This window comes from Streptomyces sp. NPDC101152 (genome assembly GCF_044768275.1).
Lineage (GTDB): Bacteria > Actinomycetota > Actinomycetes > Streptomycetales > Streptomycetaceae > Streptomyces.
Genome location: NZ_JBIWPO010000007.1, coordinates 92841 through 105878, shown reverse-complemented (window position 1 = coordinate 105878; position 13038 = coordinate 92841). Strand labels below are relative to the sequence as shown.

The 13038-nt window shown below is 70.6% G+C and carries 13 protein-coding genes, 1 pseudogene and 1 riboswitch; of the genes and pseudogenes, 6 read left to right on the top strand and 8 right to left on the bottom strand.

Annotation, left to right across the window (positions count from 1 at the left end; translation table 11 throughout):
• Nucleotides 1-18: 18 nt before the first annotated feature.
• Nucleotides 19-1215 (bottom strand): acyltransferase family protein, encoded by a 1197-nt coding sequence (locus ACIRVK_RS11940; RefSeq protein WP_404245795.1) that lies wholly within the window; start codon nt 1213-1215, stop codon nt 19-21.
• Nucleotides 1212-2135: an NmrA/HSCARG family protein gene (locus ACIRVK_RS11935; protein WP_404245793.1), complete on the bottom strand. Its 924-nt coding sequence runs from the start codon at nt 2133-2135 to the stop codon at nt 1212-1214. The genes ACIRVK_RS11940 and ACIRVK_RS11935 overlap by 4 nt, the downstream gene beginning before the upstream one ends.
• A gap of 184 nt (nt 2136-2319) precedes the next feature.
• On the opposite strand from ACIRVK_RS11935, the gene ACIRVK_RS11930 reads away from it, so the two are divergent.
• Genes ACIRVK_RS11930 through ACIRVK_RS11920 form a run of 3 tightly spaced genes read left to right on the top strand, consistent with a single transcriptional unit; the run spans nt 2320 to nt 4918 of the window.
• Nucleotides 2320-3348 (top strand): DUF6081 family protein, encoded by a 1029-nt coding sequence (locus ACIRVK_RS11930; RefSeq protein WP_404245792.1) that lies wholly within the window; start codon nt 2320-2322, stop codon nt 3346-3348.
• Nucleotides 3349-3374: 26 nt separating this feature from the next.
• On the top strand, nt 3375-3776 hold the full coding sequence (locus ACIRVK_RS11925) for a DoxX family protein (protein ID WP_404245790.1): 402 nt from the start codon (nt 3375-3377) through the stop codon (nt 3774-3776).
• Nucleotides 3773-4918, top strand: coding sequence for an acyl-CoA dehydrogenase family protein (locus ACIRVK_RS11920; RefSeq protein ID WP_404245788.1), 1146 nt, complete (start codon nt 3773-3775; stop codon nt 4916-4918). The genes ACIRVK_RS11925 and ACIRVK_RS11920 overlap by 4 nt, the downstream gene beginning before the upstream one ends.
• A 101-nt stretch (nt 4919-5019) precedes the next feature.
• Here the strand turns inward: ACIRVK_RS11920 and ACIRVK_RS11915 are convergent, their stop codons facing one another.
• The 5 genes from ACIRVK_RS11915 to ACIRVK_RS11895 form a co-directional block, all read right to left on the bottom strand.
• Entirely contained in the window at nt 5020-5979 is a 960-nt protein-coding gene (locus ACIRVK_RS11915) for an aromatase/cyclase (RefSeq protein ID WP_404245786.1), read from the bottom strand.
• Nucleotides 5976-6242, bottom strand: coding sequence for an acyl carrier protein (locus ACIRVK_RS11910; RefSeq protein WP_404245784.1), 267 nt, complete (start codon nt 6240-6242; stop codon nt 5976-5978). Before ACIRVK_RS11910 ends, ACIRVK_RS11915 begins: the two co-directional genes overlap by 4 nt.
• A 41-nt stretch (nt 6243-6283) precedes the next feature.
• Nucleotides 6284-7540, bottom strand: coding sequence for a ketosynthase chain-length factor (locus ACIRVK_RS11905; protein WP_404245782.1), 1257 nt, complete (start codon nt 7538-7540; stop codon nt 6284-6286).
• The gene (locus ACIRVK_RS11900; RefSeq protein ID WP_404245780.1) at nt 7537-8934 is read right to left on the bottom strand and encodes a beta-ketoacyl-[acyl-carrier-protein] synthase family protein; all 1398 of its coding nucleotides are present in this window, start codon (nt 8932-8934) and stop codon (nt 7537-7539) included. The genes ACIRVK_RS11905 and ACIRVK_RS11900 overlap by 4 nt, the downstream gene beginning before the upstream one ends.
• 85 nt (nt 8935-9019) lie before the next feature.
• Complete coding sequence (locus tag ACIRVK_RS11895; RefSeq protein WP_404245778.1) at nt 9020-9787, bottom strand: transposase; 768 nt, start codon at nt 9785-9787, stop codon at nt 9020-9022.
• Here ACIRVK_RS11895 and ACIRVK_RS11890 point away from each other — a divergent pair.
• Nucleotides 9693-10121 (top strand): annotated as a pseudogene (locus ACIRVK_RS11890) (hypothetical protein); the annotation flags it as partial. The gene ACIRVK_RS11895 and the pseudogene ACIRVK_RS11890 overlap by 95 nt on opposite strands.
• Before the next feature lie 16 nt (nt 10122-10137).
• Here ACIRVK_RS11890 and ACIRVK_RS11885 read toward each other — a convergent pair.
• Nucleotides 10138-11223, bottom strand: a complete 1086-nt coding sequence (locus ACIRVK_RS11885; protein WP_404245776.1) for a tyrosine-type recombinase/integrase — start codon at nt 11221-11223, stop codon at nt 10138-10140.
• Between the two features lie 313 nt (nt 11224-11536).
• On the opposite strand from ACIRVK_RS11885, the gene ACIRVK_RS11880 reads away from it, so the two are divergent.
• Nucleotides 11537-12172: an ATP-dependent Clp protease proteolytic subunit gene (locus ACIRVK_RS11880; RefSeq protein WP_404245774.1), complete on the top strand. Its 636-nt coding sequence runs from the start codon at nt 11537-11539 to the stop codon at nt 12170-12172.
• Nucleotides 12173-12179: 7 nt separating this feature from the next.
• Nucleotides 12180-12488, top strand: a complete 309-nt coding sequence (locus tag ACIRVK_RS11875) for a hypothetical protein (RefSeq protein WP_404245772.1) — start codon at nt 12180-12182, stop codon at nt 12486-12488.
• 335 nt (nt 12489-12823) lie between these two features.
• Nucleotides 12824-13035, top strand: a riboswitch (cyclic di-AMP (ydaO/yuaA leader).
• Nucleotides 13036-13038: the final 3 nt, after the last annotated feature.

Below are 13038 nucleotides of genomic sequence, written 5' to 3'. Positions count from 1 at the left end.
GAGCGACATGAAGGGAACTCACCTCTCGGAGGAATCAAGGGAAGGGGCCGAGGCGGGGGTCGAAGAGGCGGCCATCGCCCTGTGGGCGGCGGCCCCGGCCGGGCGGCGGGCCCGGCTCCAGTGCTCCATGACGGGGGTCTCCACCAGGGCGTACAACAGCCAGGCACACAGCAGGGAGAGCGCGAGCACCGGCAGGGACAGTCCCGTAGCCTGCCAGGTGTTCAGTGAGTGGGCGGGGTCGATGCCCATGGCCAGGGCCACCCGGTCGATGACCAGTTCGTGGACCATGTACAGGGCGAACGACACGTCGCCGAGCCACACCATCGTCCGGCCCCGCAGCGCCGAACTGCCCCGGCCGATGTCGGCGCGGGCCCCGGCGGTGATCAGCAGGGTCAGCGGTACGGAGGTGACCGCGACCGTGCCGTACTGGCCGGGTGCGTACAGGGCTCCGACGTAGGAGGCGATGACCAGCGCTCCCGCGGGCAGCAGGCCGATGCGCGGTCCGCGCCCCGCCATGACCAGGCGTGCCAGGAGCATGCCGAGCACGAATTCCAGCGCCCGGGTCGGCGGGAAGAAGTAGACGAACCACAGCTGGGTGACGGAGAGACCGTTCCCCGTCGGAGACGGCGTGCCGCCCGCCAGGATCAGCTGGGAGATCAGCGGCACGCACCATACGGCGGCCGCGACGCCGCCCGCGCACCACCACAGCCACCGCTCGGGCACGCGGCGGACCAGCACCAGCAGCAGCGGGAACGAGAGGTAGAAGAACGCCTCGCAACCGAGCGACCAGCTGACCTGGTTGATGCCGGTGAGCACGTCGAAGCGGGGCAGCCAGGTGTGCACCAGCAGCAGGTTCGGGACGAGCTGATGTGTCGTCACCGCGTGGCCCTCGACGAGCAGCAGGACGACGGCCACGGCCGCGGTCACGAGATGGTTCGGGTAGATCTTGCAGGCCCGCCGGCGCCAGAACGCCCGCGCCCGCTGGCCCTCCCGGGCCGACCAGGTCAGCACGAAGCCGCTGAGGACGAAGAAGAACGACACCCCGGTGGAACCAGCCTTGCTCCAGAAGAAGGTCATGCCGCCGTGTGCGCCCCAACTGCTAGGCACGAACTGGAAGAAGGCGTGCGAGACGAACACCATCGCGGCGGCGAGGAAGCGCATGCCGGTGAGGGTGGGCAGCGCTTCCCGGCGGCCCAGGGGCGCGGAGGTGCTCATCCGGCATCGGGCGACGTCGGCGCCCAGCCGCTCTCGCGCAGGAACGACTCGAAGGTGTGGAGCTCCGGGTGGGCCGCGCGCAGCGCCGGGATGTCCGCCTTGTAGCCGATCTCGTTGAACCAGACGAAGGTCTTGGCCATCCACTCGTTGCGCTTCGCGATCTCCTCGATGGGCTCGGACTCGAAGCGCGTCGGCAGCCCCGTGTGCCGTGCGAAGACGGCGGCGATCTCCGGTCCGGTCAGTGCCTCGCCGGCGATCTCGATGTTCCGGCCGAGGTGGTCCTCGGGGTGGTCGAAGGCGTCGGCGACGAAGACGCCGATGTCCTGCGAGGCGATCATCTGCAGGACGGTGTCCGGCAGCAGCCCGCGGCTCAGGAGCAGCCCGCCCTGCCCGTCGGGCACCGGCGGGAGGTCGAGGAAGTTCTCCATGTAGTAGACGGCACGCAGGAAAGTGGTCGGGCGGCCGGCCGCCCTGATGATCTGCTCGACGCGCAGTTTGGTCTCACGCCAGCCGACGCCACCCGGGTTCTCCACCCCGCCGACCGAGCTGTGCACCAGATGAGCGACCTCGTTCTCCCGCACCGCGGCGGCGACGGTGGCCGCGTGCCGCTCCTCGCCGTCCAGGCCGTTTCCGTGGGTGGGGGTGAAGACGCTGAACACGCCGTACGCCCCGGCAGTCGCCGCACGTACCGAGTCCGGGTCGTCCAGGGACCCCTTGACGAGCACCGCGCCCTTCGCGGCCAGCTCCTCGGCCCGGGGATGGCCGAGGTCACGGACGAATGCGTGTACCCCCCAGCCGTGGTCGAGCAGCTGCCGGGCGGCGGCACCGCCCTGCCTGCCGGTCGCGCCGAACACCAGCAACCAACGACCCGTGCCGTTCTCCTTCGCCACCCCGCCTGTCGTGCCTGCTATGTCTGCCATGTATGGGCCTCCGCAGTCGCTCGCCGTCGCCGGTCCGGTGGCCAGGCTCACGGCGGCGGCTGGAATCCCGCTGGAGGCCGGGTTGAACAGCCCGGGACTGTCCAGCGGCGGTCGAGCCCCCTTCGAGCCGCGCCGCAGACCCTTGCGGCGCACACCTCGCGTCGTCGAAAGGAGTACGGCAGCCATGCGCCAAAGCCGCTACCGGGAGCGTGAGGCAGGCCGGGCCAGCCCGGAGGAGGAGACTCCCGCCGCCCGGACCCTGTTCGACTGGCACGGCACGGCCGGCCTCGGGTGCGAGGGCCCCGACGCCGACTGGCGGTTGCGGCCGGTGGGTGAACTGCTGCACGGGGACGCGACGATACGGACCACCGGGAGCGGGCTGGTCGTCGAGTCGGGGGCCCACCGGGCGCCGGGCGCCCCGCCGGAGTTCGGCCATGCCACCGGCCCCGGCGGCGCCGACGACCACCTCAAGTGGTGCGCCCTGGTCGAGCGCACCGCCGCCTCCGGACTGCCGGGCTTCGACGCGCCGGAGAGCGGTGAGCTCACCGTCACGGCCTGGCTGGCCCCGCGTGTCTTCGGCGCCGGCCGGCACCCGTTCGGCGACGCGGTCACCGACTCGGAGTCGGACGCCCGGCTCGCGGCCGGCGCACTGATCGCGCTGGACCCATACAGCGGCCTGGTCTTCGACTTCTTCCTGACCAACCGGCGCATCCACGCCGTCTACGAGCGGCTGTACCGGCCTGGTGACGACCGGGCCGCGTTCTCGTACCTGATTCCTGTCGCGGACCGCTCCCCCGGCGACGGCGAGGGCGACCGCGGCCACCTCCTGGAGATCGCCTTCGAACGCTCGGCCGGCACGGTGACCTGGCGGGTGGATGGCAAGCAGGTGCTGCGCGTCGGTCGGCTCGGTTGCCGCTCCCTGGGACGCGAGCACCTGGCGATCGACCATGGCGGCGTCGAACGGCCCGTGGTGCCTCGCCAACTCGTCTTCGGCCTGGGCCTGTTCACCCTGCTCGACGCGGCCGGCCCGGACGGCCGGGGACTCGTACGCCTCTCCCCGGACCCCGACCACTACGTCGACCCGGCCCTCGATGATCCCGTACCGCAGCGCTTCTGGGACGAACACGGCCGGCGGCGGCACCGGCTGTGGGGCCAGGGGGTACGGCTGACGGCCCGCCGGCTGACCGTCGCCGTACGACCGGCACTGACGTGACACGCAACCACACGGAAAGAGGATTCATGCGCACGGCGGAGAAGACTGTACGGAATCTCGCGCGGCCCCTCCTGGCCATCGGTTTCGTCACTGGCGGCTATGGAGTGGTGCGGGACCCCGGACCGCTGTCCCGGGTGGCCGAGAAGCATGGAGTCCCGTTCCCCGAGCTGGCGACCCGTGCCACGGCGGCGGGCATGCTCGTGGGCGGTGTCGCCCTCGGCGCGGGTTTCCGGCCACGTCTCAGCATCGGCCTGCTGGCCGCCTGCCTGGTGCCGACCACGGTGACCGTGCACGGCTTCTGGCGCCAGCAGGACCCGCTGCGGCGGAAGATGGAGCGCAACGAGTTCTTCAAGAACGTGAGCCTGCTCGGCGGTCTGGCGATCGCCGCGGCCGACGCGGCGGCGTCCGGCGGGGAGCCGCCACGATGACGACGACAGTAACGCCCGACACGGCCGGCTCGCTGGTCTCCCGTGCACAGGAGGTCGAGCGGCTGGCCGCCCGGCATGCCGCCGAGGCCGACCGGGACCGGCACCTGCGGGCCGAGGTGGTCGAGGCGATCGCCGACGCCGGATTCACCCGGCACTTCGTGCCCGCCCGCTGGGGCGGCGCGGCCGGCGGATTCGGCGCGCTGGTCGACGCCGTGACGGTGGTCGGCGAAGGGTGCACCGCGGCGGCCTGGGTGGCGTCCCTCGGCGCGACCGTGGCCCGGATGGCCGCCCATCTGCCGGCCGAGGGCCAGCAGGAGATCTGGGGAGACGGCCCCGACCCGCTGCTGGTCGGCGCGTTGATGCCGGTGGGACGGGCCCGCCCGGTGCCCGGCGGCTGGCGGCTGACCGGCACCTGGTCGTTCATCAGCGCCGTGGACCACTCCGACTGGGCGCTGGTGTGCGCCATGACGCCGGCGGAGGGAGCGCATCAGGAGGAGGCCCGTTACTTCGCGGTGGAGCGTGCCGCGTACACCGTCCGCGACACCTGGCTGTCGGTGGGGATGCGCGGCACGGGCAGCAACACGCTCGTGCTGGAGGAGGTGTTCGTCCCCGTCCACCGGTCGTTCCCGCGCGAGCACGTGCTGGAGGGCACGGGCTCCCCCTCCCCCGCGCCGTGCCACCGGGTGCCGCTGAAGGCGGTCAACGGGTTGTCGTTCGTCACCCCGATCCTGGGGGCCACCCGCGGCATGTTCGCCCGGTGGACCGAGTGGGGAGCCGCCCGGGAAACGGACGTGGCCTTCCGCGAGGTCCTCACCCGGACCGCCTGGGACCTCGACACAGCACTGCTCCTGCTGCACCGGGCGGCGTCCGTCGCGGACGGGGGCGCGCCTACCGCCCTGCTGACGGCGCGCAGCGCCCGGGACTGCGCGCTGGTGGCCGAACGCCTGCTGACCGCCACGAACCTGATGTTTCGCGCGACCGGCACCTCGGGCCAGTCTCAGGGAAGCCCCTTCGAGCGCTCCTGGCGGGACGTCAACTCGGCGTCGAGCCATCTCGTCCTGCGCCTCGGTCCGGCCGCGGCGGCCTACACGGAGCAACTGCTCGCGGAACCGAAGGACGTGAAGGACTCTAGAAGGACCTGAAGGACACGGACGGCTGAGCCGATACGACGCCGATACGACGTCATCGCCGGACGGGCCTCCTCGGCCCGTCCGGCGATGACGCGTGTCCCTGTCCCTGCCGCTCAGCGCACCGGCGCCCCTGCTCCCGCGGTGGCCGCGAGCGCGAGCGTGACCCGGCTGTTGTCTCCGAGCGCCTTGCGCACGTACGCCAGCGCGTCCGCCTGGGTCGCGCCCTCCCCCAGCACGTCGGAGACCGCCGTGGGGTCGATCACCACGGTGTGCCGAGCCGAGGCGACCGTCCCGGACGCACCCTGATCGAACGTCCACAGCCCGCTGTGCCCGAGCAGCAGCTTCGGCAGCACGCGCTGCTTGTACGCGATCCAGCCGGGCTCGCTGCACACCCGCACCGAACGCGTGGTGTGCGAGGAGCCATCGCCGGTCACCGTGTCCATCTCCAGGTCCTGCACGCCGGGGGCGAGTTCGGTCAGCCGGCTTCGGGTCACGTGCGGCAGCCGTTCTGCCCACAGATCGGCGCGGTGGACGAACGCGTACGCCTGGTCCGCCGGGCGCTGAAGCTCCACCGTGTCGCTGAAGGAGAAGACCACCTCGGACACCGGATGGCCGCACTCGGCGATCCGGGCCAGGGCTGCCAGCTCGGCGGTGCTGTTGCGATCGAGTGCCAGCATCATCCGGGCCAGTACCTGCGGGTCGTTCTCGACGCTGGTGAAGCGGTGCCGCAGCACGACTTCGGTACGCTCGCCGGGCAGTTGCCGCAGCAGCCAGCCGCCGCCCATCGAGGCGAACGGCGGGCTGCTGTGCTCCTGCTGGAACCCGACGTAGAGGCGGTCGGGGTCCAGAACCCGGCGTGAGGTCCACGTCGCCACCTCACCGCCCATCTCCGCCCACAGCTGGAAGCGTTCGGTGCCGCGACCGTACGGCGGCGGGTCGAGATGCCGCACGTGGACGCAGGGGCCGAAGACGGCGGGCCAGGACGCGGAGTCCGCGACGAGGGCGTAGAGCGACTCGGCCGGCGCGTCGACGATGAGGGTGTGTTCCGTGCGGTGGATCCGGGGTGATGTCATGCGGCGCGTGCCCCTTCGCTCTGAGCGTTGACGAGCCCCAGCAGGACGCGGGGGGTGGTGAGTTCGGCCAGTGCGTCGTCGGCGAGGTCCACGCCGTGCTCCTGCTTGATCCGCGCCATGCAGTCCAGCAGGGCGAGCGAGTCGTAGCCGAGGTCCTCGAAGGGCACGTCGATGATGTCGCCCTCGACTGCCGCCGCCTCGTCCTCGCCGGCGCAGGCCACGAGGATGGCGCGCAGGTCGTCGATGTCCATCGGTGCTGCCATGGTGTTCTGCCTCCTGGTGCTCTTCCCGGTGCGTTCGGTCGTCAGGTGGGGTCCGGCCGGGTCACGACCACAGCCGAGTTGAAGCCCCAGCGCCCGCGCGCGAGCACCAGGGCGGTACGGAGGGCCGCACTACGCGGTTCGTCCAATACCAGGTCGAGGCCGTAGTCGGACGGCACGTCGGTGGTGTGCACGGTCGGCGGCACGACCCCGTCCCGCAGGGAGAGCAGGGCCGCGACGAGGTCAGCGGGACCGCCGCCCGCGTACATCCGGCCGGTCATGGACTTCGGCGCGGTGACGGGGACGCCGTAGGGGCCGAACACGCCCCGGATCGCATCGGCCTCCGCCCGGTCGAGTGCGGGCAGGCCCGCGGCGTCCGCGAACACCACGTCGACGTCCGCTGGGTTCAACCCGGCGTCTGCGAGGGCGAGTTCGGCCGCGCGGCGCAGGCCGGGCGGCCGCCCCGACCCGGGTTTCGGATCGAAGGTCGACGCGTAGCCCGCGACGGCACCGTGCGGCCGCCGTACACCGCGTGCCCGCGCAGATGCCGGGTCCTCGACGACCAGGAGTGCCCCGCCCTCGCCCGGCACATGACCGTTCGCAGCACGGTCGAAGGGCAGATACGCACGGTCCGGCCGGTCGTTCACCGTGCTTGCCCGGCCGCCCGCCAACTGGGCGGTCCAGCCCCACGGGTCGAATGCCGAGTCCACACCGCCCGCCAGCACCAGCTTGGTGCCGAGTCGCACCGTACGGCGTGCGTGGCCGACGGCGTCGAGTCCGCCGGCCTGTTCGGCCACCAGCGCGGCGCTGGAGCCGCGCATCTTGTGCCGGATGGATATCTGGCCGGTGTTGACCGCGTAGAACCAGGCGAAGGACTCGTAGACGCTGACGAACTCGGGCCCCTGGCTCCAGAGTTTGCGGAACTCCCGGTGGGTGAAGTCGAATCCACCCTGAGCGCTCGAGACGACGACTCCCATGTCGTAGTCGGTGAGGGCGCCAGGCTCCCCCTCATCTTCCTTCACACCGCCGACCGGGATGCCCGCGTCCTCGACCGCCCAGTCGGCCAGTGCCAAGGCGTACCGGGTGGAGACGTCGGTCTGCGGCAGCAGCCGGCCGGGGAGGTGGTCCTTCGCCTCGAAGTCCCTGATCTGGCCGGCGAGCCGGGAGGGGTATCCGGAGGTGTCGAAGCGGTCCAGCTCCCTGATGCCGTGGCGACCGGCGAGCACAGACTTCCAGTACTGCTCCGTGCCGAGCCCGTTGGGCGCGGCGATCGACATGCCGGTGACGAGCACGCTGCTCATGAGGCCTTCTCCCCCACTCCGGTCAGGACCATGGCGCTCTGGAACCCGCCGAAGCCGCTGCCCACGGACAGCACGGTGTCGATGGGCAGTTCACGGGCGGTGAGGGGTACATAGTCGAGGTCGCACTCGGGGTCGGGCTGGTGCAGGTTGGCCGTGGGCGGGACCGTGTTGTGCCGGATCGCCAGGGCGCAGGTCGCGATCTCGATGGATCCGATGGCGCCGAGCGAGTGTCCGATCATCGACTTGATGGAGCTGACCGGTACGCGGTAAGCGTGGTCGCCGAGGCTCCGTTTGAACGCGGCGGTCTCGTGGCGGTCGTTCTGCTTCGTTCCGGAGCCGTGCGCGTTGACGTAGTCCACGGCCGTACGGTCGACCCGCGCCTCGTCGAGAGCAGCACGGATCGCCTCGGCCATCTCCCGGCCGTCCTTCTTGAGGCCGGTCATGTGGTACGCGTTGCAGCGGCTCGCGTAGCCGCTGACCTCGGCGTAGACGGGCGCCCCGCGGGACAGCGCGGCCTCGTACTCCTCCAGGACGAACATGGCCGCGCCCTCGGCGAGCACGAACCCGTTGCGGGAGACGTCGAAGGGGCGCGAGGCGTGTTCCGGGTCGTCGTCCCGGGGAGTCGTGGCCTTGATGGCGTCGAAACAGGCCACGACGATCGGTGTGATCGGGGTGTCGGTGGCCCCGGCCACGGCCACGTCGACGGTGCCTTCGCCAATGAGCTGGACCGCGTGCCCGACAGAGTCGAGGCCGGAGGTGCAGCCGTCGGACACCATCGTCACCGGCCCCTCCGCACCGACCGTCCAGGCGACCTCGGCGGCCATCACGCCCGGGCTGAGGTAGTCGAACATGTGCGATGACAGATAGGCGTGGTCGACCAGCCACTGCCGCCCGCTGTCGGACATGACGAGATATTCGTTCTCGAGACTGGTCGCGGAGGCGACCGCGGTCCCGAGGCTGACGGCGATCCGTTCGGGCCGCACCCGTTCGACGGGCAGACCGCTCTCGGCGAGCGCGTCCCTGGTGCAGGCGACCGCGAGCTGGGTCGCCCGGTCCATTCTGCGGATCTCCCGGGGGCCGAACCCCTCGGCCCGCGCGTCGAAGTCGACCTCACCCGCAACCCTCGACCGGAACGGCGAGGCGTCGAAGGACGAGATCCTGCGGGTGGCCGTACGACCGTCCGTCAGCAGCTGCCAGAAGTTCTTGGTTCCGATGCCACCAGGGGCGCGCACCCCGATGCCGGTGATCACTACGCGGCGCTTCCCCACACGTCTTCCTTCCCCTGTGCCCGAACCGACGCCGGGACCGCCGACAGCGTGCGGCGCAACGCTCGACCGCCTCTGGAGCGCTGCTCGGGGCGTGCGCCGACAGGCCGACCGGGGAGCCGTGGCCAAGGGACTGACGAGTAACCGGGAGGGGTTTCACCTGCAGCAGGTTGTTCCGCTCGTAGAAGGCGCGAGGTCCACTACGGTCGCCCGGTCAGAGGGGGATGGCCGTACGCGTCTCCGCGGGGCGGCCCCGACGGGGAGATCGTCCGGCTCCGGGGCGGCAAGGCCGTCGTGGTCGTCCGGATCGACAGGGCCACCGACGGAACTGCTCGGCCGACGCACCGTTCGGGCACACCACCCCCGTTGGAGAGGGACCGCCGGGCCGCCTTCCGGAGGCAGTCCCCGTTCGGCAGGGGCGCACCGCCTCGTCCTTGAAGCAGATGTAGCCCCCCGCAGGCCGCCCGGGCCCTTTTACCTCCACCCAGGTCGCCTCCTTCCAGCCGGTCACGGCCTCATCGTCGCGCTCGGCCACCCTCAGTGCGGGCACCTGCGGGCTGAAGCCGAGCCGGTGCATCAGCCTCGTCGCGCCCGAGACGCTGTAGGAGACGTGGAACTTCCTGCCGATCAGCGTGGCCACACGTGCAGCCGTCCACACCTGGTCCTCCACCCAGCCGTGCACGGCTGGCCCCTGCTCCAGGTACATGGCAAGCTTCTCCAGGCAGCGTGGCGACAGACGGCACCGGCCCCCGCTCGGCCCTCGGGAAAGCAGCGCGTCGGCACCGCCTTGCCGCCACAACTGCTGCCACCGGTAAAACGACTTCACACTTACACGCAGCAGCCGGGCCGCCTCCGGCGGATTGACCTGCTGAGCGAACAGCTCCGCCGCCAGGGGAGGAGAGGCTGCCGCCCGTAGGAACGCAGCCCCGGTCGGCTTCGCTCTGCCCTGCGTGGCGCCTTCCTTCGCGCACGTGGTGCGCATGCAGGAGCGAGATGGCTTCGAGCCGTATGGCGGCCGAGAAGACGTGCGTAGGGTCAACGTCCAACTCCGGGAGGCCGACGGCGGGCTGCGGGTCCAACCCCGAGTGGAGCCTCTTTTCGGCATACCGCCTCGGCCTCGCAGGCCCCCCGCTGTTCACCTCGTTCCCGGCCAGTGGGTCCGCTGGCAGCTCAACTACCGTTTCAGCAGTGCATCGGGGATGCAGGACTGGTCGTATTGGATGGACACCTTCAACATCGCCTACGGCCCAGCGGACGCTGATGTGTTCTTGTCGGAGCCCACTGTGCATGTAGACGAGCGTGGACCGCTCCGGTAGCTGCACCACGGGTTGATCACGCACTGGAGCCGTTCCTCTCCGCTTCAGCGTTGAGGGGCTGGCCGAGCTCGGTCAGGAGTCTTTCGATGCGTTCGCTGGTGCAGCGGTGGCGTTCGACCTCGCGGTCCCAGCCGCGTTCGGCCGCGTCGCGGGCGACGGCCCGCTTGACCTCGCGCCGTGCGCGCAGTCGTGGTGCATATTCGGGTGTGGTGACGAACTTCGCGCAGGTCAGGTAGAGGTCGCACTCGCGGGGGCCTTCGGCGGGGAGTCGGAGACAACGGCCGAGTTCGAGTTCGGTCTTGAAGAAGTTGGTCTTGAGCCAGTCGACCGAGGTGTCCGGCAGTGTGCCGTTGCGCAGTTCGTCGGCGGCCGGGCCGGCGATCGTGGCGTCGGGGCCAAGCACGGCCTGGTAGTCGCGCAGGAGTTCCTGGTCACTGATCTGCGCATAGACAAGGGCCATGTTCACGGAGGTGTGCCCGAGGACCTTCATGATCGTGCGGAGCTTCGCGCCGCGTTCGGCAAGCTGGGTGCCCACCGTGTGTCGGAACCGGTGAGCTGAGGCGGTGCCCCGGCCGGTGCCGCCGCGGCCGCCAAGGCGGACGAGGCGGACGAGGCCAACGGCCTTGCAGGCGGCCTGGATCGGGGTCTCGAACAGGTAGTACGTCGACAGCAGCTTGCCGTGGCCCATGAACAGGTAACGGATCTCTTCGCCGGTCCGCTCGTCGTTGAACGGCCGCTCCGGTGCGTTTCTGCGCAGGTCGACGACCTTCTGCAGGGCCTCGGCGGCATCCTCGTGCAGGGGGACGACGCGCTCCTTGTAGTTCTTGCGCCCGGACAGGCGGAGCCGTGCGGTGCCGTCGGGGTAGCGGTCCAGGCAGTCCAGCGGAAGGCGCTGGATCTCGGTGCGGCGGGCTCCGGACCAGCGGGCGACCAGCAGTGCGGCCCGCTGGAACGGGCAGGCGATCGCGTCGATGCCGGGCATCAGCCGGTCGAGGTCCTGCTCGGGGATGAACCGCGGCACCTTCTGCGGGTACTTCGGGGCGTCGCCGGCGCCGATGAGGGTGCGGCCGGGCACGTCGTCGTATTGCCAGGGTTCAGGCACCGCCGGCAACCTGCGGCGGACGACTTTCGCCCAAGCCCCCTTCCGGCTCGGTCGGCCGGGTCCGCAGGGTGGCGTCCTTGAATCCCCGCGGACGGTTCATCTCGTCGATCGGGCACTCAACGACCCGTCTGGTCATCCAATGAAGCTCGGCCTTGTTGCCGCCGTTCCAGGAACAGTTGTGAGACATCAGTGAGAAGCAAGGACAAAAAAGGCCCTCTGACCTGGTCATTTGACGTGATCACTAGAATCCAGCCCCATCATAACGTCACGTACGTCCTGTACATTTTTTACAGACGCCGAAGGAGGGGCACCCATGACCCGACCGACCGCCCGCTACGTCCTGCCCGAGTTCACCGAACGCACGAGCTTCGGCTCGAAGACCATGGATCCGTACTCGAAGCTGCTGGAGGAGCGGATCGTCTTCCTTGGGACGCAGATCGACGACACGTCGGCGAACGACGTGATGGCGCAGTTCATGCACCTGGAGTACCAGGACCCGGACCGGGACATCTCCCTGTACATCAACTCCCCCGGCGGCTCGTTCACGGCCATGTCGGCGATCTACGACACCATCCAGTACGTCAGCTGCGACGTGGAGACGATCTGCCTGGGCCAGGCGGGTTCGTCGGCCGCCGTGCTGCTGGGCGCCGGCACGGCGGGCAAGCGGTTCGCGCTGCCGGGCGCCCGTGTGGTGCTGCACCAGCCGGCGCTGTACGAACCGGTGCGAGGGCAGGCCAGCGATCTCGCCATCCAGGCCGAGGAGTTGACGCGGACGCGGGCCCAGCTCGAGGAGATGCTCGTCCGGCACACCGGACGCAGCCCGGAACAGGTCACCGCCGACATCGAGCGGGACAAGATCCTCGACGCGCGGGAGGCGGTGGAGTACGGGCTGGTGGACCGGATCATCCCCAGCCGCAAGGCCACCGTCGCCCCGCCGAGCGGGAGGTGAGCGGCCGGTGCTCCCACCCGAACTCCCGCCGCTGCCCGCGCTCACCAGGGCCGAGGGCGAGTTGATCGACCGTTACCTCGATGTGGTCGACCTGCTGGGCCGGATCAACCCGGCGCACCACGGGGACACCTACCGCGGACTGCGCGCCGCGCAGGCGCTGGTGGCCAGGGCGGCCGAACTGCGCGACGCACTGGCCCTGATGCACCAGCGCGGCGAGAACGAGGTGCACGCCCCCACGCTGCGGCGGGCCCTGAGGGTCCTGGACGGCGAGCGGCGCACGGCCCGGGTCACCGTGCCGCCGGACGACGACAGTTGACGCGAACGCCCGCTCCGGACATCCCGGCCCTGACGCCGGGCGTCCGGAGCGGCGCCGAAACGGACCAAATGACGTACCCCCCTTTGCAGTAGACGCGACCCCTTTTTCGCGACCCTCCAAGTTGCGCAACGCACGTGGCCGCAGGGCGGAATGGGGCATTCCACCCCAGGTCCGGGCCTCCTCGAGGTCCTCGACACCGCCTCGAACGCAGGGGCGTCCACCCGAACGGGTGAGTGGTGAGGAACAACACAAACCCCGATTCCATTGGGATTTTCGGACATCCGTGAGTCAAGATCCCTGTCTGACGACAAGCCCCCGCCACCGCGGCGGGGCAATCCGGGCGGACGCCGAGTCCTGCCGCCGCACGGATGACCGGTCGACAGAAGTGGATCGGCAGGAGTGGAGGACCCAAGCACGACGGGTCGCCGGGACGGTCACGCCATGACCGGTCCGAGCAGCCCTTGGGGTGAAGCCGCGTCAGCGGCCGGGCAACTTCGCCAGCCCGAATCCGACAGGTCATCCTTCACAGGCGGCTGACGAAGGGTTGCGC